At 32.6% G+C, this 26,403-nt stretch carries 26 protein-coding genes; 7 read left to right on the plus strand and 19 right to left on the minus strand.

Going from position 1 to position 26,403, the window contains the following annotated elements; all coding sequences use genetic code 11:
* Positions 1 to 74: 74 nt before the first annotated feature.
* Entirely contained in the window at positions 75 to 896 is an 822-nt protein-coding gene (gene cysE, locus NBG71_RS17690; RefSeq protein WP_075674083.1) for a serine O-acetyltransferase, read from the plus strand.
* A complete protein-coding gene (locus NBG71_RS17695; RefSeq protein ID WP_099659485.1) occupies positions 896 to 1,453 on the plus strand; it encodes a serine acetyltransferase in 558 nt (185 codons plus the stop codon). Before cysE ends, NBG71_RS17695 begins: the two co-directional genes overlap by 1 nt.
* 71 nt (positions 1,454 to 1,524) lie before the next feature.
* Here NBG71_RS17695 and trmL read toward each other — a convergent pair whose 3' ends face one another.
* From trmL to cpxR, 15 genes are all read right to left on the minus strand, one after another.
* Positions 1,525 to 2,028, minus strand: a complete 504-nt coding sequence (trmL, locus tag NBG71_RS17700) for a tRNA (uridine(34)/cytosine(34)/5-carboxymethylaminomethyluridine(34)-2'-O)-methyltransferase TrmL (protein ID WP_166539315.1) — start codon at positions 2,026 to 2,028, stop codon at positions 1,525 to 1,527.
* Positions 2,029 to 2,039: 11 nt separating this feature from the next.
* The gene (locus tag NBG71_RS17705) at positions 2,040 to 3,206 is read right to left on the minus strand and encodes a nucleotide sugar dehydrogenase (protein WP_223672804.1); all 1,167 of its coding nucleotides are present in this window, start codon (positions 3,204 to 3,206) and stop codon (positions 2,040 to 2,042) included.
* 233 nt (positions 3,207 to 3,439) lie between these two features.
* Positions 3,440 to 4,387, minus strand: a complete 948-nt coding sequence (locus NBG71_RS17710) for an NAD-dependent epimerase/dehydratase family protein (protein ID WP_109406991.1) — start codon at positions 4,385 to 4,387, stop codon at positions 3,440 to 3,442.
* A 2-nt stretch (positions 4,388 to 4,389) separates the two neighbouring features.
* On the minus strand, positions 4,390 to 5,124 hold the full coding sequence (locus NBG71_RS17715) for a glycosyltransferase family 2 protein (RefSeq protein ID WP_238795299.1): 735 nt from the start codon (positions 5,122 to 5,124) through the stop codon (positions 4,390 to 4,392).
* The gene (locus tag NBG71_RS17720; RefSeq protein ID WP_250917059.1) at positions 5,124 to 6,290 is read right to left on the minus strand and encodes a nucleotide sugar dehydrogenase; all 1,167 of its coding nucleotides are present in this window, start codon (positions 6,288 to 6,290) and stop codon (positions 5,124 to 5,126) included. The genes NBG71_RS17715 and NBG71_RS17720 overlap by 1 nt, the downstream gene beginning before the upstream one ends.
* A 15-nt stretch (positions 6,291 to 6,305) precedes the next feature.
* Positions 6,306 to 7,169 (minus strand): hypothetical protein, encoded by an 864-nt coding sequence (locus NBG71_RS17725; RefSeq protein ID WP_164530248.1) that lies wholly within the window; start codon positions 7,167 to 7,169, stop codon positions 6,306 to 6,308.
* Positions 7,170 to 7,178: 9 nt separating this feature from the next.
* Positions 7,179 to 8,498, minus strand: a complete 1,320-nt coding sequence (locus NBG71_RS17730; protein ID WP_164530249.1) for an oligosaccharide flippase family protein — start codon at positions 8,496 to 8,498, stop codon at positions 7,179 to 7,181.
* The gene (locus tag NBG71_RS17735) at positions 8,491 to 9,624 is read right to left on the minus strand and encodes a glycosyltransferase (RefSeq protein WP_250917060.1); all 1,134 of its coding nucleotides are present in this window, start codon (positions 9,622 to 9,624) and stop codon (positions 8,491 to 8,493) included. Before NBG71_RS17735 ends, NBG71_RS17730 begins: the two co-directional genes overlap by 8 nt.
* Positions 9,602 to 10,753 (minus strand): hypothetical protein, encoded by a 1,152-nt coding sequence (locus NBG71_RS17740; protein ID WP_164530251.1) that lies wholly within the window; start codon positions 10,751 to 10,753, stop codon positions 9,602 to 9,604. The genes NBG71_RS17735 and NBG71_RS17740 overlap by 23 nt, the downstream gene beginning before the upstream one ends.
* Positions 10,754 to 11,446: 693 nt before the next feature.
* Positions 11,447 to 12,010, minus strand: a complete 564-nt coding sequence (locus tag NBG71_RS17745) for an acyltransferase (protein WP_164530252.1) — start codon at positions 12,008 to 12,010, stop codon at positions 11,447 to 11,449.
* Between the two features lie 7 nt (positions 12,011 to 12,017).
* Positions 12,018 to 12,710: a WbqC family protein gene (locus NBG71_RS17750; protein WP_164530253.1), complete on the minus strand. Its 693-nt coding sequence runs from the start codon at positions 12,708 to 12,710 to the stop codon at positions 12,018 to 12,020.
* Between the two features lie 7 nt (positions 12,711 to 12,717).
* A complete protein-coding gene (locus tag NBG71_RS17755; protein ID WP_250917061.1) occupies positions 12,718 to 13,761 on the minus strand; it encodes a glycosyltransferase in 1,044 nt (347 codons plus the stop codon).
* 8 nt (positions 13,762 to 13,769) lie between these two features.
* Positions 13,770 to 14,861, minus strand: a complete 1,092-nt coding sequence (locus tag NBG71_RS17760; protein ID WP_250917062.1) for a DegT/DnrJ/EryC1/StrS family aminotransferase — start codon at positions 14,859 to 14,861, stop codon at positions 13,770 to 13,772.
* A 377-nt stretch (positions 14,862 to 15,238) separates the two neighbouring features.
* The gene (gene cpxA / locus NBG71_RS17765) at positions 15,239 to 16,615 is read right to left on the minus strand and encodes an envelope stress sensor histidine kinase CpxA (RefSeq protein WP_164530256.1); all 1,377 of its coding nucleotides are present in this window, start codon (positions 16,613 to 16,615) and stop codon (positions 15,239 to 15,241) included.
* Between the two features lie 12 nt (positions 16,616 to 16,627).
* Entirely contained in the window at positions 16,628 to 17,326 is a 699-nt protein-coding gene (gene cpxR / locus NBG71_RS17770; protein WP_250917063.1) for an envelope stress response regulator transcription factor CpxR, read from the minus strand.
* Between the two features lie 224 nt (positions 17,327 to 17,550).
* Between cpxR and cpxP the strand changes: the two genes are divergently transcribed.
* Both cpxP and NBG71_RS17780 read left to right on the plus strand, forming a co-directional pair.
* The gene (cpxP, locus tag NBG71_RS17775) at positions 17,551 to 18,102 is read left to right on the plus strand and encodes a cell-envelope stress modulator CpxP (RefSeq protein WP_075673003.1); all 552 of its coding nucleotides are present in this window, start codon (positions 17,551 to 17,553) and stop codon (positions 18,100 to 18,102) included.
* Positions 18,103 to 18,336: 234 nt separating this feature from the next.
* On the plus strand, positions 18,337 to 19,398 hold the full coding sequence (locus NBG71_RS17780; protein ID WP_250917064.1) for a glycosyltransferase: 1,062 nt from the start codon (positions 18,337 to 18,339) through the stop codon (positions 19,396 to 19,398).
* A 48-nt stretch (positions 19,399 to 19,446) separates the two neighbouring features.
* Here the strand turns inward: NBG71_RS17780 and NBG71_RS17785 are convergent, their stop codons facing one another.
* Together NBG71_RS17785 and fabG are read right to left on the minus strand one after the other, a co-directional pair.
* Positions 19,447 to 20,598, minus strand: a complete 1,152-nt coding sequence (locus NBG71_RS17785; protein WP_164530258.1) for a glycosyltransferase — start codon at positions 20,596 to 20,598, stop codon at positions 19,447 to 19,449.
* Positions 20,599 to 20,724: 126 nt separating this feature from the next.
* Positions 20,725 to 21,480: a 3-oxoacyl-ACP reductase FabG gene (gene fabG / locus NBG71_RS17790; RefSeq protein WP_109419649.1), complete on the minus strand. Its 756-nt coding sequence runs from the start codon at positions 21,478 to 21,480 to the stop codon at positions 20,725 to 20,727.
* Between the two features lie 532 nt (positions 21,481 to 22,012).
* On the opposite strand from fabG, the gene pfkA reads away from it, so the two are divergent.
* Both pfkA and NBG71_RS17800 read left to right on the plus strand, forming a co-directional pair.
* Complete coding sequence (pfkA, locus tag NBG71_RS17795) at positions 22,013 to 22,990, plus strand: 6-phosphofructokinase (RefSeq protein WP_075673000.1); 978 nt, start codon at positions 22,013 to 22,015, stop codon at positions 22,988 to 22,990.
* Between the two features lie 263 nt (positions 22,991 to 23,253).
* Positions 23,254 to 24,255 (plus strand): sulfate ABC transporter substrate-binding protein, encoded by a 1,002-nt coding sequence (locus NBG71_RS17800; protein WP_159242284.1) that lies wholly within the window; start codon positions 23,254 to 23,256, stop codon positions 24,253 to 24,255.
* A 105-nt stretch (positions 24,256 to 24,360) separates the two neighbouring features.
* On the opposite strand, the gene tpiA is transcribed toward NBG71_RS17800, so the two are convergent.
* Both tpiA and NBG71_RS17810 read right to left on the minus strand, forming a co-directional pair.
* A complete protein-coding gene (tpiA, locus tag NBG71_RS17805; RefSeq protein WP_069366847.1) occupies positions 24,361 to 25,131 on the minus strand; it encodes a triose-phosphate isomerase in 771 nt (256 codons plus the stop codon).
* 106 nt (positions 25,132 to 25,237) lie between these two features.
* Positions 25,238 to 25,873 carry a DUF1454 family protein gene (locus NBG71_RS17810; RefSeq protein ID WP_075672998.1) on the minus strand — a complete coding sequence of 212 codons (636 nt, stop codon included), beginning with the start codon at positions 25,871 to 25,873 and terminating at the stop codon, positions 25,238 to 25,240.
* Between the two features lie 97 nt (positions 25,874 to 25,970).
* Between NBG71_RS17810 and NBG71_RS17815 the strand changes: the two genes are divergently transcribed.
* Positions 25,971 to 26,402 (plus strand): DUF805 domain-containing protein, encoded by a 432-nt coding sequence (locus NBG71_RS17815; RefSeq protein WP_159242285.1) that lies wholly within the window; start codon positions 25,971 to 25,973, stop codon positions 26,400 to 26,402.
* Position 26,403: the final 1 nt, after the last annotated feature.

Here is a 26,403-nt window from a genome sequence, read left to right on the forward strand (position 1 = left end):
TATTTATTTCTGTTTTAAACATAAGAAGCCTAAGTTTTTACTTAGGCTTCAATGTAAAAAGAATGAGAGTGAGTATGTCGCTAGAAGAACTAAAAAGAGTCTGGGATCATATTAAAGATGAAGCAAGATGTTTGGCAGATTGCGAGCCGATTTTGGCGAGTTTCTTCCATGCGACATTACTCAAGCATGAAAACTTAGGCAGTGCCTTAAGCTATATGCTGGCGAACAAGCTGGCAACTCAGACTATGCCTGCGATTGCTGTTCGTGAGATTGTTGAAGAAGCCTATCGTAGTGATAACTCTATGATTGAATCAGCAGCTTATGATATTTCAGCCGTTCGTTTACGCGATCCCGCTGTTGATAAATACTCTACACCTCTGCTTTATCTAAAAGGTTTTCATGCCTTACAAGCTTATCGTATAGCCCATTGGTTATGGAACCAAGATCGTAAAGCGCTTGCCGTTTATCTGCAAAATCAAATTTCTGTGACCTTTGGTGTCGATATTCACCCTGCTGCACGTATTGGTCACGGTATTATGCTTGATCACGCAACGGGCATTGTGATTGGTGAAACTGCGATTGTTGAGAACGATGTTTCTATTTTACAATCTGTGACTTTAGGGGGTACAGGTAAAACTTGTGGTGATCGTCACCCTAAAGTACGCGAAGGTGTAATGATTGGAGCGGGTGCTAAAATACTCGGCAATATTGAGATTGGCCGTGGTGCCAAAATTGGTGCTGGCTCTGTGGTATTACATGAAGTTCCTGCTCATACCACTGTTGCAGGAGTTCCTGCCCGCATTGTCGGTAAGCCAACGAGTGACAAGCCTTCACTCGATATGGATCAACACTTTAATGGTGTGGTGCCCGGTTTTGAATGTGGTGATGGCATTTAATGGCATTAACTGAAGTTACACTCTCTGAGCTGAAGGCTTGTTTACATGCTGAATATATCGGTGATAACAAGCCTTTTAGTTGGGTGAGACTATTTCATCGCGTCTTTTTCTGCCAACGTTCACGTTATCTATTTTGGTGGCGTGTCGCCCAATTCTTTTATTTCTCTAAAAGTCGTTTTCTCAAAAAACTTGGCATTCGTATTGGCGCTAAAAATAATCGCAAGTACTGCAACGATATTTCACTAAGAACACGCATAGGTAAAGGTCTTTCATTACCACATCCCATAGGGATCGTACTGACCAATTACTGCCAATTAGGTGAGAACGTGACGTTAATGCAAGGTGTCACCATTGGAGTAAAAGAAAAAGATGGCAAAGCAGATATTCGAGTTGGTAACCATGTTTATATTGGTTGTAATTCTTCGATTATTGGCGGAGAGATAGAGATAGGTGATAATGCAGTGATTGGTGCTCACGCATTGGTATTAAAGGATGTGGGGGAAGGGTGTAGGTATATTACTAAAGTTGTTGCTGAGATCAGACAACTGTCAGAGTAATAAGTTAGATTTTTAGTCATTTGAAATTAAAAAAGCGCTAGTCATTATTTATGATCAGCGCTTTTTGCATTTCAGTCTCTTAGTAATGCACCAGGATAACCAAGTTGACGCCATGCTTCAAAAACCACAACCGCTACAGTATTTGATAGGTTCATACTACGGCTATCAGCAAGCATTGGAACTCTGATTTTCTGCTGAGTCGGCATATTATCCAACACGTAAGGCGGTAAACCACGAGTTTCAGGTCCAAAAAGGAGATAATCTCCATCTTGATAGCTCACATTACTATGTGCTGGTGTACCTTTTGTCGTTAACGCAAATACACGTGCACCTGTTGGTGATTGTGCATTATCAGGGTTTAAACCTTCACTTTCTAAAAAAGTATAGTAATCATGATGCTGTTTAATATCAGCAAACTCACGATAATCAAGCCCTGCACGACGCAGACGCTTATCATCCCAAGTAAAACCCAATGGTTGGATTAGATGAAGATGAAAGCCTGTGTTAGCACACAGGCGAATAATATTACCCGTATTCGGTGGAATTTCGGGTTCAAATAAGACGATATTGAGCATATGAAATAGATTTAGTCGTTACCAAAGAGGTCACGAGTATAAACTTTTTCTTCAACGTCGTTTAGCACTGATGACATTCTATTGGTAATAATGACATCAGAAATTGATTTGAACTCATTTAAATCACGAACTAACTTTGAGTTAAAGAAGGTTTCTTCTTTCATTTCAGGCTCATAAATCACCACTTCAATGCCTTTGGCTTTAATGCGTTTCATAATGCCTTGGATAGACGAAGAGCGGAAGTTATCAGAACCGGACTTCATAATTAAACGATAAACACCTACGACTTTTGGTGATCTAGCGATAATTGAGTCTGCAATAAAATCTTTACGTGTGCGGTTAGCTTCAACGATTGCACTAATAATATTATTAGGAACAGAATCATAGTTTGCTAATAGTTGTTTAGTGTCTTTTGGTAAGCAGTAACCACCATAACCAAACGATGGATTATTATAATGGTTACCAATACGCGGATCTAAACAGACGCCCTCGATGATTTGTTTTGAGTTCAAACCGTAAGATTCTGCATAGCTATCAAGCTCATTAAAGTAAGCAACACGTAGTGCTAAATAAGTATTAGCAAATAATTTGATGGCTTCTGCTTCTGTGGAGTCAGTGAACAGAACATCAATATCTTTTTTCAGTGCGCCTTGTTGTAAAAGGTCTGCAAACTTTTGTGCTCTTTCTGATTGTTCACCAATCACAATACGAGATGGATATAAATTATCGTAAAGTGCACGACCTTCACGTAAGAATTCAGGGGAGAAAATAATATTATCTGTATTATATTTCTCTCTCATTTCTTTCGTAAAACCAACAGGAATGGTTGATTTTATAATCATTGTCGTGTTTGGATTATATTCTAAAACATCACGAATAACAGACTCTACTGAAGAGGTATTAAAGTAGTTTGTTTTAGGGTCGTAATCGGTTGGTGTGGCAATGATAACAAAATCCGCATCTTTATAAGCGAACTCTTTATCTAGTGTTGCCGTAAAGTCGAGCGTTTTGGTTGCTAAAAACTCTTCAATTTCTTTATCTGTAATTGGAGAGATTTTTTTGTTAAGTAATTCAACTTTTTCTTTATTGATATCTAACGCAACAACTTTGTTGTGTTGGGAAAGAAGTATTCCGTTAGATAGACCGACATAGCCGGTACCGGAGATGGTGATTTTCATGGTTTCTCTTATCTAAAGTATATGTATTTATATAATTTCACTATACTAGAATAAAAATAAATATTTTAGTGTTAATTCTCACTCTTTAGTAAAGGTATAGTATATTTAGCAATCATAAGGATCATATACTTATTAAATTAATATAAAATTAATTTTTTATTAGAAAATAAGTAGAGAAGTGTAGGGTGTATTTTAATTATTTGTTAATATAAAGACTATTTAAAATTAATCTATTATAAAAATTCATTTTTAACTGTGTTAGCAATACCTTGCTCAAGAGTAACTGGCGCTTTAAAATCAGTATTAGTAATACTATTTGATTTAAATTGAGTGCGAGCACAGAATTTTTTGATTCGAATACTGCTTACAGGGAATTCTTTACCTGTAACTTTAGAAAGAATATCAAAACAATATCCACCAAGTAATCCAATAGCATAAGGAACTTTAATGTGGGTATGTCGTTTATCTAAAGCTGTATAAATGATATCTGTCAATTCATTCATAGTAAAATCAGGTTTATCAATATAATTAAATATATGATGGCCAGATTCTATTTTAGTAGCAAATTTTAAGAAAGCAGCGATGTTTTCTACATAAGCCATAGATTTTTTATTATTACCTGAACCCACCATTAAAAATTTACCCGACGCTATTTGACGGAATAAATTATAAACGTTGCCTCTATTTCCTTCACCAAAAACAACCGTTGGTCTGATCACTACTAAAGTATTTGAAGGGTTTTTCTTATACCATGCTTCATATTGATGTTCTGCATCAAGTTTAGATTTACCATAATCGTTAAATGGATGAAACTCACCATCTTCACCCGTTTCTTTTTCAACAAATCCATATACAGCAACAGATGAAGTAAATACGATATGTTTAATATTTAACTGTTCAGCAACATCACAAACATTTTTAGCTCCATCTACATTAACTTCATAATATAAACTAATAGGATGAACATTATCTTTATGTTGTGCTGCTAAGTTGATAATAACATCAGAACCCTTTAATGGTTCAAGTAATGTCTCTGGTTTTGTTACATCACCAAATACCCATTTTTCAGGATATTTTTCACTTTTAGCAATATCTACAATTTTAAATTCAATATTTTCTTTAGTTAATTGATCTGAAAGGCGTGTGCCAATAAAACCTGAACCACCGATGATTGTTAGCATAGCTATTTTCTCTTCTTTAAAGCATTATAAATGTAATTAATAAAATAATAAGATGATTTTATAAAAGATAAATTTAATTCATTTCGATAGATAGACCATTGCCATTGCATTGCTTTTAATTTATTTCCTGATAAGGATTTTTCAGATATTCTATATTTAGCTAGTGGTTTTTGGATACAGTATGCTTTTTTACTTTTCTTTAAAATATCTAGCCACATGATATAATCTTCGTGACCTTTATTTTTTTGATAAACTTTTCCTATGTTATCCTTATTATAAGCTCCAGTAAGATTGCCAATAAAGTTAGATAAAAGCATATCAGAGTAATTGATTATTTCAGGAGAGACTCTATGCTTTATTTGATTTGTTTCATCAAAGGTTGTGTAATTGGAACAAACAACATCCCAGCCATTAATTAGTTTCTTATATTGCTCTTCTAACTTATTAGGAACCCAGAGATCATCACTATCTAAAAATGCAATAAACTTACCTTTAGATAATTTTATTCCAATATTTCTAGATAAAGAAACACCCATGTTCTTTTTATTTTTAATATATATAATTCTTTCATCTGAAAAAGAAAGAATTATATTTTCAGTCTTATCGCAAGAATTATCATTTATAATATAAATTTTAAAATTTGAATAAGTCTGGTTCAGTATAGACTCAATACTATAAAATATAGTTTTTTCTGCATTATATGCAGGCATTATAATAGAAAAAATTTCATTATTCATTAATCATTACCAAAGAGGTCACGAGTATAAACTTTTTCTTCAACATCGTTTAGTGCTGATGACATTCTATTGGTAATAATGATATCAGACATTGCTTTAAACTCATTTAAATCACGAACTAATTTTGAGTTAAAGAAGGTTTCTTCTTTCATTTCTGGCTCATAAATCACCACTTCAATCCCTTTGGCTTTAATGCGTTTCATAATGCCTTGGATTGATGATGAGCGGAAATTATCAGAACCTGATTTCATAATTAAGCGATAAACACCGACGATTTTTGGCGATTTTGCAATAATAGAGTCTGCAATAAAATCTTTACGAGTGCGGTTTGCTTCCACGATTGCACTAATAATATTATTAGGTACAGAGTCGTAGTTTGCTAAGAGTTGCTTAGTATCTTTTGGTAAGCAGTAACCGCCGTAACCGAATGATGGATTGTTATAGTGATTACCAATACGTGGATCTAAGCAGACACCTTCAATAATTTGTTTTGCATTTAGGCCATAAGATTCGGCATAGCTATCTAGCTCATTAAAGAAAGCAACACGCAGTGCTAGATAAGTATTAGCAAATAATTTAATCGCTTCGGCTTCTGTGGAATCAGTAAAAAGAACATCAATATCTTTCTTTAATGCACCTTGTTGTAAAAGATCAGCAAATTTTTGTGCTCTTTCTGATTGTTCGCCAATCACAATACGAGAAGGGTATAAATTATCGTAAAGCGCACGACCTTCACGTAAGAACTCAGGGGAGAAAATAATATTGTTCGTATTATATTTCTCTCTCATCTCTTTAGTAAAACCAACAGGAATAGTTGATTTAATAATCATTGTGGTATTTGGATTATATTCTAAAACATCACGAATGACAGACTCTACAGAAGAGGTGTTGAAATAGTTCGTTTTAGGATCATAATCGGTTGGTGTAGCAATGATAACGAATTCGGCATCTTTATAAGCGAATTCTTTATTTAATGTTGCTGTAAAGTCGAGCGTTTTGGTTGCTAAAAACTCTTCAATTTCTTTGTCTGTAATTGGCGAGATTTTTTTGTTAAGTAATTCAACTTTTTCTTTATTGATATCTAACGCAACAACTTTGTTGTGTTGGGAAAGAAGTATTCCGTTAGATAGACCGACATAGCCGGTACCGGAGATGGTGATTTTCATATTAAAATATCTCTTTCATTTAAAATAACTCAAATTTTTTATTTTCTTATTAGAAATAAAGTATTCAAATGTTTTATTCAATTTAGAATTATTCATTCCTTGTTTGACATTTTCTTCATATAAACCTGATCCGAAACTTGTTATGAGAGGAGGAAAGTGTATATTACTTTCTTCGATACGACATGATTTAAATCCACTACTAAGAGTAACTGCTTTAAACCAAATATCATCCCCATTTGGAGATAGCTCAAGAAATTTATAATCCATTAAAAATTCATTTAATGAATTAATTGGATAGCACACACCCGAACATCCTGTAGGCAATAATGACCATGATGGATTATTTAAACTTGTATTGTTATTCATAGAATATTCATAATTAAAAGAATCATTAATATACTTTAGGTTGTGTCCTCTATAGCATGATACACATAGTTCTTTTTTCGATTTATTTATTAATTTTTGACTCCAATATGGAGGATAAAAAATATCATCATCAGCAGTTATTATATAATTGATATTTTTCCCTTTTTTTATTACTTCATCATATGTATAAATAAGTTTTTTGTAAGATTTTATATTTTCATCAACAAGTTTAATAGATAATCCTCTTGATTCTAGCTTTCTTAATTTATTCAAACTGTTTTTGTTTTTTATATCTATCGATGAAAGCCATAAGTATATTTTCTTGGGTTTGTAATTTTGTCTTAATAGGCTTTCAACTACTAAATGAAGGTGTTTTATTCTTTTATCGAATGATGTTAAACTTATAATAAAATCTGAGTTTTCGTTTATACCTTTTTTTTTATTAAAGGTGTAAATTACTTTATGATAATAAAATAAAAATGATAATTTAATAAAGTTCAATATTTTTTTCATGATAAGCTGTTACATTAAGATGATTAAATTTATGAAGATAAATAAAAATATAGCATAAGAGAATAAACTTAATAATAAAAATTTTAAATTAATTGCAACTCTAAAAAAATAATTACTATACAAATATAGTATAGAGTTTAATAAAAAAAGGAAGGTAATAAGCTGGTTTAGATTATTGATTAAACTATAGTGCGAGAGAAAAAATAAAGAAATTGTTGTTAGTGTTACTTGAATTAAGTTCCAATTCAATTCTTTAAATGGTTTTCCAATTAGTTGAAAATATGCGCATTGATAATTAGCTGAAAGAGATTTTATTGAAAAGATTAAAAATAAAACAGAGAATAATTTTATATTAATAAAGGATATAGTGTAATTTAAATAATCAAAGATATTATATACGAAGAATGTGAGTATATTTATCAATAATATTATGATAAATATACCCATTAATTGTTTTATAAATATATTTTTTAGCCTTTCAGTGTGTTTCCTTAAAATTGGCATTAACAGTCTTCTACATAATTGAAAGAATGCGGAAAGTAGCTGAATGGAAAATTGCTTTATTATAAAATAGTTACCCAATAATGTTAGATTAAAATAAGCTCCAACTATTATTTCATCTATTTTTGAACTTATAGTATTTATGGCATTACTACCGAATTGGCTGAAATAATAATTTTTAAACTCTTTAATAATATTAATGTTTAGATATTTTATCTTACTTGTAATGTAGTTATTTCTAAAGGTAAAAGTTTTTATGCTAATTAATCTTACAACATAGGATATAAAAAAAGAAACAGAATAGATTAGCATGAAATCTATTTTTATTAAAATAAGAGAAATTATTGAAATAAGTTGACTAGCTCTAAAAAATAGTTCTATTAAAAATATTTTTTTAAACTTATAATCTCTAATTAGTATGGAATACTGAATAGTACCTAAAGATAATAATGGAAAACAAAGATAACTAATAATTAATGATATTTTATATATAAGAACAATATTCAAGAATGAAGTTATTAGTGTTAATGTTAAAAATAAAAAAAATGAAATACTTAAAACCAGAAACTGTACTGATGAAAAAATATATTTATCAATATTCTTTTTATATAACACATAATTTAGAACACCTGACTCAGCAAGACCTAGGCAAAACATATTAATAATTGATATAATGCTTATTAATCCAACTGCATTTGGAGGGAAGTATTTGGCAATAACATACAAGACTAATATTTGAATTATTCCAGATATTAAGAAAGATAGTATTTGTATCAGTCCTGAATTTATATAATTTTTTAGATTTCTAATTTTTACTAAGCTATTCATTAATTAATCCAATAGCTAACTTTTCCCATGAATAGTTTTCTTTTATAAAATCTCTATTTTTATTACCATCGAATTTGTTTATCTTATAAAAATAAGTAGCTAGCTCTTTAGCATTTAATGACGAATAGTAGGCATGGTCTATGCAAATTTTTTCTGTAGCAGTTATTACATCTTTGCTATTTTTAAAGGCAACAATAGGTAAATTGCAACTCATTGCTTCTAATATAGTTTGACCAAAAGGTTCGTAAGTAGATGTCATCGCAAATATATCTGCTAAGGGATATATATTTTCAGGATTATTCTGGCTACCAATTAAAAAAACCTGATTATTTAAATTCAATAGTTTAATTTTTTCTTCAAGATTATTTCGTTCAACTCCATCACCAACGATAATACATTTATAATTTTCAGGTAAATACTTCATTGCATCTATAGCAAAATTAAATCCTTTTGCTTTTACTAAGCGTCCAACACATAAAATTAATTTATCATGATGATTGTAGTTTATTGTTTTTTTTATCGATTCAATTTTTTTTTCATCTAAGATAGGTTGAAATCTAATATAATCCACTCCAGGATTAATTATATTAATTTTATTTTGATTATGATATATTTCGTTGGCTTGCATTTTCATGTTTTCGCTAAATACGAAAACCTTATTTGAGAGTTTTAAAACTAATTTATCTAATATGGTATTTATCTTTCTTTTTATTTTTACAATTATACTTGAATGGAGATTTTTAGTATTTTGTTGGTGATGTGCAAAACCAGGAGCAACATAAATAGTTTTTCTTTTAAAGAAAAAACAAGAAATAACACCTACAAACTGATTTCTACTAATACAGAAATCAATATTTTTTTTACTTATTTTTTTCATTAGAATTAAAAGCTGAAATATCATTATAAAATTATTTAATATAACTCCTATTATTCCAGGGTATTTATTTCTTTCAAAATAATAGATGTTATCATTATTTTTTAAAGTACTTCTTTTATTTTTTGTTCCAACAATTAAATATACGTTAAAACCTAAATTCAAGTACTCTTTCCTAAGATGTCTTAGTGAGTTTTCTACTCCACCTATTTCCGGATAGTAGCTCAAATTACATAATAGTATGTTTTTCATTATTATGGTTTCCAGCATTCAAAAATATAATAAAAAGATATAAGAACCAAAAAAAAGTATAGCCTGGCCAAGAGAATTTTATAAATATAGCTGCAATTAATAGCTTAATACTTATATTGTATTTTAATTTTAATATGTTAAAAATAATAAAAAAAGTTAATAGTCCACCAATATATATTCCAAAAATAGTAATTAAACTAATATATAAAGTAGTATCGCCTAGGCCATCGTATCCATAAAAAAGATGTTTTTTTATTATTCCATATCCAATGTTTATTAGACTATCATTATCAATGAAGTCTTTAATTACATTCATTTTGGTTGCATTACTAGGATCTATACCGTTTATTGTATTTGTTATTCTATATATCATATAGTCCCATGATATATATATCAATATAGACATTGAAATTAAGCTAACGATTATAGACCTCAAATTCCATTTTATATATACTAACGATATAAATATAATACCAAGAATAGCTGATAGTATTGATGTGGTTAAGAATAAAGATAGTACACCGAAAATCAAATAAAAATCTAGTTTATTAAAATTGTTATATACTGATATATATCTGATAACTAAAAATGAGAACATGTAGGCTGAATATATTGATGGTTCTTCATATAACCCACTAGCTCTGAGAATTTCAATACCTTTAAATTGAGTAATGCCTCTTATTTCATTACCTTGAGTTAATAAACCAAAGTCAAGAATATAATTAAATCCATAAAAAAGGAATATTTGTATAAAGAAAAAGAAGAGATTAATGGAAATTAATACTTTTGTTGTTTTATCCCAGAAATATTTACTCTCGAAGGTAGTCCTTTGACTTTCAAATAATAAAGATATTAATATTATATTAATAAAAGTTGTTAGATAGTAATAATGAGCATATTTATCTAATGGGAAAATACCCCAATTAATAGTTAGAAAATATGATATTGAAATTAAAAAAACAATTATTATATTTAAAGATAAGTTTTTTATTTTTAATTTACTGCCTAATAGTAATAAGACAATAGTGTTTGGAATTAGAAAACTCAAAATGAATATTCCAAAAGGACTAGCAATTTTTAGACTATAAAAGAAAACTATAATTATTATTAACGTGTTTTTTTTTATCATGTTTATTTACATAGTTGATTTGTCAAAGCTACCGCACTGGGTTTACGGCTCCCAGAGCGCCAAAATTTATCTCGAAAAACCCTTATCTTTTTGTAATATAAGAGTTTTGTTATATAAGCATACTTTATCAATATGCTAAAAACCGCACTGAGAGTAGACTCTTCAAACCAGACGGTCAAGTAATAGCTGGGTATTTTAGCATTGATTGAGGATATATAAATACTGGAATAGCTATCGATTCAGCCAGATCATTCTGAATTACATCAACAAACGTTAATGAAAAGAATATGCCACCTATTCATCAATAGGTGGCAGTATATTTTGATACAACAGTTTAATTACTTAATTTTGAATATCAGTCTCTTACTTGCTACTCTGAATTTTTAGCCGCTCATTATACTTTATATGACATTTATATGGTTTTATGTTAGTGTTTGTTAGCTATGATAGATCCTACTATGATTTTATCCTATATGTTTAAACATAAGGCACTGGTAGAAAGACAAAAATGTATGGCGTGCCAATAAAAATAGTAGATTAAGAAGGAATGGTTTTTTAGCTAATCATTGATGTAATATTGATAAGAAATGGAGAACTAAATTAGAACCAATATGGATTAATATCATTTAAATCAATTATATATAATTTGTTTTTATATTGGTAAATGAAAATTTTGATATATTTATCAATGAATTATGCTTTTTTACTTTCTAAATATTCTTTTTCTAAACTTAATAAGTCTTTTTTTCTTTCTTTGATTCTTTTGGCTGGATTGCCAAAATATATACCCCATGGTTTTGTATTTTTTGTAACCATCGATAACGCGCCAACAGCTGTCCCTTCCGCAATATTAACACCAGGCATAATAATAGAATTTGTTCCTATAATTGCATGTTTCCCAATTATAATATTTTTTTCCTTTAATCCCTTATATTTCAACGGTACAGTTGGGTTTGTCATTGTTCTACCACTATAGTCATCAGTTCCAGTAAATACATGACAACCATATGCTAATCCAGAAAAGTCTTCAAATAAAATACTGCATTCACCTGCACTTAAGTTACAAAATGCGGCAATATGAATATTATTTTTTAAATGAATTTTTCCAGATAAAATAACAAAATCATCGATACGGCAGTCATTTCCAATTTCAATTTCTTCAGGTCTATATATGGATGTTTTTGTACTTATTTTACAATTTTCACCAATACTTTTAAAACCGATTTCTAATAGTTGTTCTTGAGTATAGAATGACATATTTAGCCTATATAATTTTAAAATTATTGAGTTGATTAATTATTTCATCTTTACTACAGTTCATTAGAATATCAATCATTGATAAATTATCTATAAAAGTAGATGAATTCACTTGTGGATAGTTTGTGATTGATGGTTTGATAAATCCTAATTCTATATTTCTTTTTTGAAATTCTTTTTTATCGTAGAGTTCCATTCCTCCAATTGCATTTATGTATTGTTTGGAATTATTTATTTTACATAAGTCATATATTTTTTCTTGAGCGCCATTTTCTCGGTCATAATCAATCGTTGATGAAAAATCATAGTTGAAATTTAATGAAAGATATTCGAATATTTTAATAATTGATAATGATGTTATATTTGATACTTTCCTATCTTTATTATTGAATATTGATTCAATTAATGGATAAATCTCATAAAAATATTTTGATTTAGAATATGACATTTCTATTGTTAATAAGATTTTTTTTGTTTCTTCAGTGAAATATAATTCATTTATTAACTTATTTTGAGATGCGTTTTTTATGGGTAGTGAAAATAAAAAAACTCCATTTTTAGTTGCTATATTGTTCCTGTTTATATATCCCTTTTTTATATAATTAACATCATCATAAAATATAAAAAGATCGCTACAGTAAGCTAATTGATAGTATCCTATGTATGGGAAAAGATAGGGTTGCATAACAGCTAATTTCATTATGTATTCATCCTAATTTTTTCAATATTTTATTTTTAAAAATCATTTTTATTTTTTCTCGTAAAAATAAAATAGGCAAAAAGTTTCTGTATAAATATAGTTTTTTTTGATTTCTATTTATATTCTTATAAAGATCCCAAGATTTTATAATTAATAATTTTGAACCATTCCATTCTTTTTTAAGGAATAACTGATTGGCACTTATTCTTATAAGATCTGCTAGTGCAAAATCTATATCTTTTTTATCTACGCCTAAGTTAATTAACTTATATAAATGTTTCTCGTATTCATTTATTTCTGAAATTAAAAACTCTTTATTAATATTTTTTCTATTTTCAGACCAAGAGCCTACGGAATTGATACGATAAACACATGTAATATCTGGTAAATATATAGCCCCCTTTTCTATACTACCAAGTATTTGGCAGTAATAGTCACCAATGGAGGCTCTTGAAAAATTATCTTTAAATAATATGAAAACTTCTCTTCTAAATATAATAGAAGCAGTGGGCATATATGCGCCACCCTGACGAATAACAGTGGAAAGAGATGAAATAAAAATTTTATTGTGATAGTTTGCAGTAACCTCAATTTTTCCATTGGGCTGTAGTGTATAAGCTGAACTAAAACATAAATTAATGCTTTTTTCTTTTTCTAAAATTTTAACTTGTTTTGTTATTTTATGTTTATCTATCCAAAAATCATCACCTTCACATAGAGCAATATATTTACCTGTTGTAAATAAGAATGCATTAACACCTGGTTGTATTCCTTGTGAATAAATATTTTTAGGTGGAATGATATGTTTGATGATATTAGGGTAGTTATCTGTATATTTTTTTATTATATTTGATGTTGAATCTGTAGAACAATCATCATGTATAATAAATTCATATCTATAAGTTGTGTCTTGGCAAAGTACGCCAAGTATAGTGTCTTCTATATACTTTTCTTGATTATATGTGCAACATATTACACTGACGATAACCTCTTCAGAGCTCCATTTATCGATTATCTCTTTTTCAAGGAGAGGTGATTTTAACTTATTCATTATCATTTTTAACTTTTAATAATATTTATAATTCTATTTAAGTCGTCATCAATTAATAAATGATGAATTGGTAGGCAAATAACATTTTCAGATATTTTTTTTGCTATTGGTGTTCCTACTTTATATTGTTTGTAAATATTAAAATCAGTGATTAATGGATAAAAATATCGACGGCTTATTATATTATTATCTTTTAATTTTAGATAAAGTTCATCTCTTGTTTTTCCATATTTATTTTTATCTATTATTATAGGATAGTAAGAATAATTCCATATTAAGCTTTCTGGTATATTGGGTAGGGTAATGCCAGACATATTACTTAAATGAGAGTGATAAAACTCAGAGACTTTTTTTCTTTTATCTATTGCTTCATCGATATAATTTAATGTAGCTAAGCCAAATGCTGCTTGTACTTCATTGAGTTTTGCATTGAAGCCTAATTCATCAATTATAGTTTCATTTGTGTAACCAAAGTTTTTATATCTATCGAGTTTTTCTTTCATTTCTTTTGTGTGGCAAATAATTGCTCCCCCTTCGATGGTGGAGTAAGTTTTAGTTGCGTGAAAACTTAAAACTGATAGATTACCCTTGTTTAATATTGATTGATTATTCTCTTTAACGCCAAAAGCGTGAGCTGCATCATAAATGACAGGAATATTATACTTATCTGCAATTTTTTGTATTGCTTCATAATTACATGGGCGACCATAAACATGAACGGGTAAAATTGCACTTGTTTTATCTGTGATTGCGGCTTCTATTTTGCTTGGATCGATATTATAGGTATCTGGTTCTATATCTACAAAGACAGGGGAAATATTGTTGTGTAATAGAGAATGACTTGTTGCAACAAAACTGTATGGTGTCGTTATAACCTCTCCTTTAAGCTCTAACACATTGATTGCTGCTATTAAGGCTAATGTTCCGTTCGAATATAAACTAATATAAGGAACATCTAGGTATTCACAAAGCGCATTTTCAAGGCATTGATGGTAATACCCATTGTTTGTTAGCCATTTTTTATCCCATATATCTTTTAAGTAAGGTTCTAAAGTTTCTAATGGCGGGAACAGTGGGCTTGTGACTGTTATTGTATTCATAAACATTTTCTCTAAAGGAAAAGTATAGCTACCGCACTGGGAAAGTACCCAGAGTTCATGAGGTGTATATTTTTGTTATTATACACAATGTAAATATATTAGTCTTAAAGCGAGCTTTATTAAATGTGGTAATACTTTACTCGTGCTAATAATTATTAGGAAGTAGTATTAGATAGTATGTTGATTTAGTTATAAAAGTATAATAAGTAATATATTTGGAAATGATAGCTATCTGATCATATTCTTCAGTAAGAAACTATTGAGTTAAAATGAGACTGAGAACAATATTTATGATTAACATGAAAGTAGAACCACTAATCATAGGATTGAATGACTAGTGGTTTCTTATGTAATTTATTAATAAAAATTAATTGTCATTAAGACTGTTTTCCAGCCCTCGGCAACCAAATCTCAACTCTCAATCCACCTAATGGGCTGTCATCGGCTTTAACATGGCCTCTATGTTGGCTTACTGCTGTCTCAACAATAGCTAATCCCAAGCCAGTACCACCTGATTCGCGATCTCTTGCTTCGTCAGTGCGATAGAAAGGTCGGAAGATATGCTCTCTATCTTCAGGACTAACACCTGGGCCATCATCATCAACAATAATTGTGATACCTTGGTTTTGTTCAGTAAATGCAACCTCAATGCGAGAATGTGAATAACGTAGGGCATTACGAACAATATTTTCAAATGCACTAGCAAGTGAATATGGATTGCAGTAGATAGGCCATGCTCCTGGAGGCGTTGTCACTTGTAGCGTTTTATTACTCTGTTCAGCCTCAAATTTAGCGTTATCTAAAATGTCATCCCACAGCTCGTTGGCTTTTACCGTTTCGCGTAATAACTCGTTTTTATGTTGGTTGCGTGAAAGAACTAGCAAATCATTAATCATGCCATCAAGGCGTTGAGTTTCTGTTTCAATGCGTTCTAGTTCTTTACTTTCTCCACTACGACGACGTAACAGTGCGCTTGCTAATTGTAAGCGTGTTAATGGTGTTCGTAACTCGTGAGAAATATCAGAAATTAAGCGTTGTTGTGCTTCAACCATACGTTCGAGAGCGCTTATCATCTGATTAAAGCTAGTACCTGCGGCTAAAAACTCTTGCGGGCCAGTCTCTAGTTCAGGATGAGGGCGTAGGTTGCCTTTAGCGACATCATCAGCTGCATTTTTAAGCTGTCTTGCGGGTTTCGCTAAGCTCCAAGAAAGCCATACTAATAATGGGGTGCTGATAAGCATGGTGAATATCAGTAGCAATAACGGCTTATCAAATAATAAGTTGATAAAGTCAGATTGAGGGCTACTTGAAGGACGTACGAGGTAAAGTTGGTAATGATCTTCACCATCTCTGACAGAGAAAGGCCCTAACATCTCAGAACGACCGTATTTTTTCTTTTTAGGGTGATCTGCGTTATCAGATTGACCAATAAAGTTTCTGACAACCTGCATCTCATTACGTTGAGCACCAATGATACGGCCTTCACTCGTAACAATAATTAAGCGCTGACCAGGGGGAGCCCATTTATCAATGGCACGAATTAATCGACGCCACCAAAGGAGATCGTTAGCGGGATCTTGAGCTAATTCAGCTTCGATATGTTGTTCTAGCATAACGCCTTGACGGTATTCACTCTCTAAAAGAGGGGTAAGCTGGCGCGAGTCCAGCTTTGGAACCATCATAACTAGCACGAGAACTAATGCTAGCGTCAGCCAGAATATTGCAAAAATGCGCGCTGACAGACTATTTATCATAAAAAATATTTATCAAGTTATTGAAACCATCAGATAACCACGGCCACGTAAAGTTTTAAACCAAGGTTGTCCATCTGTTCTTTCTGGTAATTTACGGCGTAAATTAGAAATATGCATATCAATCGCTCTATCAAACGGCGTTAAGCGTTTACCAAGGACTTCTTGGCTTAGATGTTCGCGTGATACGACTTGCCCTAAATGCTGAGCAAGTAAATAAAGTAAAGTAAACTCCGTTCCTGTTAACTCTAGCGGTTCATTATCAAAACTTGCTTCTTGGCGACCAGGATTAAGTTGTAATTTATCGACCTGTAATGTTGGAGATGTATTGATGTCGGTCTGTTTTTGTTCGCTCCAATTAGAACGACGCAAAATAGCCCTAATACGAGCAACCAGTTCTCTATCATTAAAAGGTTTTGGTAAATAGTCATCAGCACCTAGCTCTAAGCCAAGTACTCGGTCAAGATCGCTGCCTCTTGCCGTTAACATAATGACAGGTGTCTGGAAATTTTGGCGTAACTCTTTGAGTGTCTCAATCCCGTTTTTACGTGGCATCATAATATCCAGTAATAACAGGTCGATAGAAGCATCCAAAAGTTTAAGTGCTTGTTCGCCATCAGAGGCGATTACAACATTAAAGCCTTCCATTTCAAGCAGTTCTTTCAATAGCGATGTTAATTCGCGATCGTCATCCACTAATAAGATTTTATGCATTCGTCAATTCCTCCAAGAGAAAAATACGATAATAAATAGCGCGAATCTATGACTTTACGTTCTTTTACACGCTCTGACGCTAGTTTGCAGCCGCAACGGTATAGTAATCCACATAGCAAAGAATTACACATATGAATTACACATATGAATTATATATATGAATTATGCACATTGAGTTCGTATTAATTTAGTCGGTATTAATTTACCGAATTAGGAGTGAAGCAATGCGTAAAGTAGCAGTAGTTGCACTAGCATCAATGTTTTTAGCAGCTCCGTCGGTCGTGTTAGCCGAAACAGCCAACACTAATCCGCCTACTGAGCAACAATATAATGGTAATTATCACTGCGGTTATGGCTATGGAATGCATGGTGATCGCGATTATAGAGGCCACCGCGGACAGCGCGGTCATATGATGAACAACGGTGGACATATGATGGATCGTGGCTATGCCGAATCACGTATGTTCAATGGTATCACATTAACTGAGCAACAACGTACTCAAATGCGCGATTTAATGCGCCAGCATCATCAAGACAGATATAACGGAAATTACCGTCAACGTCATGAGAATATGCACAAATTAGTGACAGCACCTCAATTTGATGAAGCAGCAGTAAGAGCACAAATGCAAGATATGGACAAACAAGCAATTGAACGCCATGTAGAAATGGCAAAAGTCCATAATCAGATGTATCAGTTGTTAACCCCAGAACAGAAAGCGCAGTTGGAAAAAAATTACCAACAGCAAATGTCAGATTTTGACGCACGTAACTAATTAGTAAGTAGTTGAGTAAGAGTGTAGTAAAGATGTACCTAGTTAGAGAGTAAGTAGCAACAACGAAGTTTTTTCCTTGCCATAGACACCATCCCTGTCTTTTGCAGCCCCTCTGGAGAGGGGCTTTTTTTTTGTTTTTTTTTTTGTGAAATGTATAACACTGTTTAAAATAGTAATAGTTGTAAAGTTCTAATATAATCAATAAATATTCTTTGAGTTGGTTTATTTTTTATAATGAAAAAAGTATTAATTATTGGTTTTAATTTAGGCGGATTTGGTGGTATGGAAACTGTTTTTAATAAATCCATAGGTATACTCAATTCTCATGGTATTAGTACTGAATTTATCTTTTTTAATGAAAATAACAATCAAGTTAGTGATGAATGGTTAACTGGTCACAGATATAGACGATTATCTTCAAAGATAAAAAACACTAAATTAAGAAGAGTAGGTTATGCCGTACAATTAGCAAAAGTTATCAGAAAAGAAAGGCCGGATATAATTATTTCTTATGATACTGTATGTTGCTATATTGCTAATTTAGCCAGAAAAATTACTCGAAGCAATGTAATAATTTATTCATGGATACATTTCTCATTGCATAATTTATATAAGTCAATTTACTTACATAAGGCTGATTATCATTTATCAATTAGTTCAGGCATTACTCGGCAGATGACTGATATCGGAATAGAAAAAGATAAAATATTTACTATTTATAATCCAGTTGGAGAAAGTAATATTACAATTACACGGGATAAAAATGTAAGGTTTTTATATGTTGGAAGGTTAATTTCTGATGAACCCAAAAATATTAATGAACTATTTTATGCACTCTCTAAATTAAAAGGAAATTGGATCCTTGATATTATTGGTGATGGAAAAGATGCTGAATATTTAAGACATTTGGCATTAGAATTAAATATAATATCTAATATAAATTGGCATGGTTGGAAAAAAAATGCATGGAAGTATATTAAAGAAAATATTAAATATACTTCAGCATTAGTTTTAACATCTACAAATGAAGGTTTTCCAATGGTATTGTGTGAAGCATCTTCTCATGGTGTTTTTTGTATTAGCTCTAATTGTTCAACTGGTCCTGAAGATATTATAATACCTGAATCCAATGGGTTACTGTATCCAGTAAGAGATATGACTAGTTTAGCGAATCACTTACAAAGTATTGTTAATGGACGTTTATTGCCTTCACATAATGAAATAAAAAATACTATTACTAAATTTAATGATGCAAACTTTGCAAATCGTTTATTATCTGCATTAAAGTTGAGCTGATTGAATAAAGGATAATATTATCCTTTATTCAATAGATTATGTTTTAAGTTATGATTGACTATTTTTTATAGCATGTTCAAACTCTCTAATAAATAGATTATAATCTATGGCTTCTTCTGAGCATTTAATTGCATTTTGACTAAAAGTTACATAATTATTAATTATTTCTACTACAGCCGTAGTACAATTTTGGGGAGATATTAATTTGGGTGAGGTTAATGTATCAGAAGTGGGATCATAAACTGTATAAGGGAAGTTTATATCTAAACCTGTTAAATTATGATATTCATCAATAGATAATGTAGGTGTAATTCCTATACCACAATATTTATCTTTTATCGCTTCAGGTTGGCCGTCAATATTAGGGAAGATAACTGGAATACCTTGAGCTAAAGCTTCAATGCAAGATAAACCAAAAGGTTCTGTTACTGGAGTGCTTAGATAAATGTCGATATCTGAATAAAATGTATCCATGTTTGATTGATATCCAATGAAACTGATATAGTCTTTTACATTATTGCGTATCGCTAATTCCTCTAACTCATTCCTTTGTTCACCATCACCCGCAATAATTAATTTTGCTTTTATATTTAATTTTATTAATTCTGATAGGCAGAGAATACTAATTCCTATTCCTTTTAATCCTACTAAGCGAGAGGCTGTACCCAGAGTAATTTGATTATCATCATGAAGTGTTTTTGCTATTTCAATAGGCTTTAATGGTAAGCGGTTAATAACTTTTTTAGGTTCATATGTTGTATTGAATCTCAACTCCATGACACGTTTGGATGCTGTGGATATAGCTATAGCATCATTGAGCATACCAAAAAAATCTAGTGTTTTTTTGGTAAGAGGATAGCGCCAAGAACAGCCATGATCATAATAGACCAAACTAGTATTATTAGGTTTTCTAGATAATCTTGGGACAAAGTCCCATACTAAAGTGACATCAGCTTTACTTGCTTCAATCTTTTTTGTTAAGACGTATTTTCTTAAAAAAGAAGGATATTTTATTTTAGTAGAAGCAATTTTATTGGCATGTTTTATATTAAAATGCTTAAGCTCTGGGAGTAGGTTTTTATTTAAAGAGTTACTGGTACACAAAATCTCATTCTGAAATGAACTATTTTTTAAATATTCAATAAACAAACGTTCAGCACCACCAAACCCTTGTAAATTAATCAAATGAAGTATTTTCATGATGCTAAATCCGTTCCATTCTTTTATTGAAATCACCTAATAACACGATTAATTAGTTATAATTCAAAAAATTTTATATTAATTATAAGTGAAAAATTAGGGCAGATTATTCTACCCTAAAATATATTACAACAACGCTTCTGGAGATTCAGGTAAAATCTGTCCGCCATCGACGATAATTGTCTGGCCTGTAATATATTTTGCTTCATTCGACGCAAAGAATGCAGCAGCGTAACCGATATCTTCTGGTTCACCTAAAGTATGTGTTGGGATTGATGCTTTCATTTGATTTAAATACGCTTCGCCTTGAGCTTGTAAGCCTTCGGTGAGGATATTTCCTGGCATCACGGCGTTGATGGTAATGCCATGGCGTGCGTATTCAAGAGCTGCACTGCGCATAAAGCCTAATTGTCCTGCTTTGCTTGCACCATAATGGCTCCAGCCCGGATAGCCAGTAATCGCACCTGTAATGGAAGAGGTAATGATCACTCGACCTTGTTTTTGTTTCTCCATTACACGAAGTGCGGCTTTTACTAAAAAGAACATGCCTTTTAGGTTTACGGTATGCATTTTATCCCAGTCAGCTTCTGTCATCTCTTTAATTGTTGCTTGAGGGAAAATACCAGTATTGGAACACAGAATATCGAGCTTGCCATACTCTTTTACGACATCATCAACGACTTTTTCACAGGCGGATTGCTGAGTGACATCAAGATGCATAAAACCAACACCCAATTCATTTTTTGTTTTATTACCAGCAGCATCATCAATATCCGCAATAATCACTTTCGCACCACTGTTTTTTAGTGCGATAACGATACCTTTGCCAATACCTTTTGCACCACCTGAAACTAAAGCGATTTTACCCGTTAAATCAAACATAAAACCTCCTATTAAGTGAGAGTTCTACTGTATCAGTCTAGGCTAAAAAGAGAAGAATGAGCCAAAGAACTTTGCCATAAGTCACAAATGTACCTTAAGTGATTTTTTTCTTTAAAAGGATGACTCATCAAAATAGGAAGGTAAACGGCAGATAAAACATCGTTTAAGAGAAAAACTGAATATTTATCAGAATATGCCGATGCTATTTTTTAGCATAAATAGCGTTTTTTGAGATGAATGCAAAAAGGCAGTAAAGTGTCTGTATAAAAAGTGTTAACTTATTAGTGAAACACATTTGAGATAGGCTAGTATAATCTTTATACAGGCTATCTGATTAGTTTAATGCGCATCAAGTTTATGAAAAAAAATGTACGATAATGATGAACTGGTAAAAAATATGCGTACAATGGTATTGTTGAATCAATTCAGCATTTGCAATATCGGCATATAACACCAGACAAGCCGGTATTGAGATAAAAAGTTATTCCAACAATTTTGCAATAATTACATCGAATAAGAATCAGAGGTAATCATGGTCAATGGGATCAAAAGAATTGGGGTTTTAACAAGTGGTGGTGATGCACCAGGTATGAATGCCGCGATCCGTGGTGTTGTTCGTGCCGCACTAAGTGAAGGTTTAGAGGTTTATGGGATTATGGATGGCTATATGGGGCTATACGAAAATCGCATGAAAAAACTCGACCGTTTTAGCGTGTCAGACATGATCAACCGTGGTGGTACATTCCTTGGCTCTGCTCGTTTCCCTGAATTCCGCGAAGACAATGTACGTGCTGTTGCCATCGAAAACATGAAACAAAATGAGCTGGATGCCTTAGTGGTTATTGGTGGTGATGGTTCTTATCTAGGTGCAAAAAAATTAACGGAAGCAGGTTTTCCATGCATCGGCTTACCGGGCACAATTGATAATGACGTTGCTGGTACTGACTACACCATCGGTTATTTCACTGCATTAGAAACTGCCGTTGAAGCCATTGACCGCTTACGTGATACCTCAACGTCTCACAAACGTATCTCTATCGTAGAAGTGATGGGACGCTACTGTGGTGACTTAACACTGTCTGCGGCAATCGCTGGGGGCTGTGAATTTGTTGTTCTGCCTGAATCTGAATTACCATTTAATCGTGATGAATTGCTGGCAGAAATCAAAGCAGGTATCGAACGTGGCAAACGTCATGCTATCGTCGCAATTACCGAACACGTTTGTGATGTGCATGAATTAGCACGTTTTATTGAAGCTGAAACTAAACATGAAACACGTGCAACAGTATTAGGTCATATTCAACGTGGTGGTTCTCCTGTTGCTTACGATCGTATTCTTGCTTCTCGTATGGGTGCTTACTCTGTACAACTGCTATTAGAAGGTTATGGCGGTCGTTGTGTTGGTATTCAAAACGAAAAACTGGTTCACCATGATATTATTGATGCGGTTATGAATATGAAACGTGTCTTTAAAGCTGACTGGTATGAAACCGCGAAAAAACTGTACTAATTAATAGATTTTCCGCAATACCAGAGCCTTTCTGAGTTCTATCCTTATTCGTGAACTGCTCTGATACATTTTCCTTGTGTCAGAGTAGCTTCTCGAGTGAAAATATTTCACTTAGTGATCTTTATCTTCCAGCATCTCTTCTTATCTTCCTTATATTGATAGTCATATTCCTGTTGTGTATATCCATCGGCTTTTTGTTATTTCATCGTTATAAAACTTTCTGTCAGCCTAGTTAAATATTTAACGATAGGGGATGGATAGATATGTTTAAACAATGGGGTTTATTATCGGCAGCTTTAGTGACATTACTTTTTTCTAATATTTTATGGGCTAAAGATATTCAATTATTGAATGTCTCTTACGATCCGACAAGAGAACTTTATCAGCAGTATAACCCAGTATTTAGTCAGTATTGGGAACAGAAAACGGGAGATAAAGTCACTATCCGCCAATCACATGGTGGATCAGGAAAGCAGGCGACATCAGTTATCAATGGTATTGAGGCAGATGTTGTCACACTAGCCCTTGCCTATGATATCGATGCGATCGCCCAAAGAGGAAGTATCGATAAACAATGGATCACTCGATTACCCGATAACTCTGCACCTTATACTTCAACAATTGTTTTTCTGGTGAGAAAAGGAAATCCTAAGCAAATAGTCGATTGGGATTCATTAATTAAGCCGGGTGTTTCAATTATTACGCCTAACCCCAAAACTTCAGGAGGTGCAAGATGGAATTACCTTGCAGCGTGGGGCTATGGATTAAAAGCTAATCATCAAGATAGTGAAAAAGCCAAAGCCTTTGTTCAAGCACTTTATCAGCAAGTTGAAGTATTAGATTCAGGTGCGAGAGGAGCAACAAATACATTTGTTGAGCGAGGTATTGGTGATGTATTAATTGCATGGGAAAACGAGGCGTTATTAGCGATTAATGAATTAGGCACAGATAAGTTTGAGATAGTCACACCATCAATATCTATTCTTGCAGAGCCTACGGTGTCGGTAGTGGATAAAGTTGTTGATAAACGAGGAACACGAGAAATTGCCACAGCGTACTTAAACTATCTTTACTCACCAGAAGGACAAGAGATCGCGGCAAAAAATTATTATCGTCCTAGAGATAAAGTAATCGCAGAGAAATACCAAGACAGTTTTCCAAAACTAGAACTATTTACACTTAATGAAGTTTTTGGTGATTGGCAATCTGCGCAGAAAATACATTTTGCGACAGGGGGCATATTTGATGAGATCAGTCGTCGTTGATAATCAAAGGTGAGAGAAACAAAAAAATCACCTTCTGTTTTATATCCAGTAAGGTGATTTTCTCTATTTTTTATCAATTAATGGCATCAGCCAGAAAGATAAAAATTATTTTTTCGCTTTAGCTTGTGCTGCTGCTTTAACGATAACGGCAAATGCGTCAGCTTTCAGTGAAGCGCCGCCTACTAATGCACCATCGATGTCTGGTTGACCAAACAGTTCTGCTGCATTTTTATCGTTAACAGAGCCACCGTATTGAATGATAACTTGTTCAGCGATAGCGGCATCTTTCTTCGCGATATGATCACGAATAAATTTATGAACAGCTTGAGCTTGTGCTGGAGTTGCTGATTTACCTGTACCGATAGCCCAGATTGGTTCATAAGCGATAACGGCATCTTTAAATGCTGCTGCACCATGTGCATTTAACACAGCATCGATTTGGCGAGCACATACTTCTTGAGTTTTGCCAGCTTCATTTTCTGCTTCAGTTTCACCAATACATAATACTGGTGTTAAACCTAACTCTTTTAACACGCCGAATTTTTGAGCGATAAACTCGTCAGATTCTTTATGATAAGTACGACGCTCAGAGTGACCAATGATAACGTATTTAACATCAACGTTTTTCAGCATCTCTGCTGAAGTTTCACCAGTGAAAGCTCCTGATAAGTTAACACCTGTATCTTGAGCACCTAATGCAATACGGCTTCCACCAATTTCATGGCGTGCTTGGCATAGGTAAACTGCTGGTGGTGCGATAGCAACATCACAACCTGCAACACCGCTAACTTCTTTACGTAATGCAGCAATTAATTCATGAACCATATGAATGCTGCCGTTGAGTTTCCAGTTACCCATGACTAATGGATGGCGCATAACTTTTCCTCCAACCGAGTGGTTTAAATTTAGTTTGCTAATAAACACGAATTCTGTTGATGCACAACAGTATAGAGAACAATGAATAGAATAGCTTTGTTTTTTATCACGGAATAGCTGAAACGATCTTGCTGTTTAAAGAAAGCTTAATCGGTTCAATGGCGAAGGTTGTTAATTGGTCATCTTCATGGACAATAATATAGCGAATTGCACCCACATCATGGCTAATGTAATCAGAAGTTTGATTTTTAAATGCAAATAAATTGAGAGCCTCTTGAATTTGCTCTGAGGTTATTGATGAGTCAAATTGAGTGACTAAAGTAATAATGTATTGTGTCGTGATCTCACGATTTATCTTTTCTAGCTCAGGTGAATCAGGGGTGTGGAGCAGCGTTAGTTGTAAACTTTTTATTTTTTCGCTACCGCGCTCTAGTATTGCAGATGAATAGAGATAAGGCGTGATCCGTGTTGCTGCTCTGACAAGAGGGATCGCAATATCGTGATTGGTGATAATCTTATATTCATTAAGTGATAACAACGGATTTTGTTGATTAAATTTTGCTCTTAGTTCCGGAATAGTTATCTCAAAAACAGGTGCATCTTGTTTAAGATAGGCGATGTCATCCTTTGTAGGCTGTTTTTGTGCGACAGACATCTCTGTTGCAAAAACAGAAGTTGGCAAACAAAGAGCAATGCTTATGATTATCAGGTATAACGTAGAAAGTGTGTTTGCTTTTATCATCTGTCCTCCGCTTGTCTGTGCTGTTATTGGCTAGTCTGTATTATTTGATACTAAATGGACAGTGTAATTCACAAATTAAGTAAATTATTGAGAATTTATGACCTTACAACATTGGGCATTTTCATTCAAAGGACGAATTGGGCGTCGTGACTTTTGGGCTGGTTTGGGTGCTTGCTTTGCGCTGTTTTTAGGCCTCTTTATTATCAATGATGTGATTTATCCATTACCTACCATTGTAATATGGGTAGTATTCCTTTCTATTCTTTATCCGCTATGTGCAATTTTTACAAAAAGACTTCATGATAGAAATAAAAGAGGGATATGGCTTTTATTACTCCTACTTGCCGTGATGTTAGGATTAGCCGATACCAGTAGTTTAGAGCCATTTTGGCAATGGGCAATGGGACGCTTTCTTCCTTCTTTTATTGGGATGATCATGTTGCTTGATTGCGGTGTATTCGTTGGTAATGACGGTGAAAACTACTTCGGTAAACAGGCAGAACAAGTGAACTATCGTCGTTGGCGTTAAT

Source organism: Proteus sp. FZP2095, from assembly GCF_023701425.1.
GTDB lineage: Bacteria > Pseudomonadota > Gammaproteobacteria > Enterobacterales > Enterobacteriaceae > Proteus > Proteus cibarius.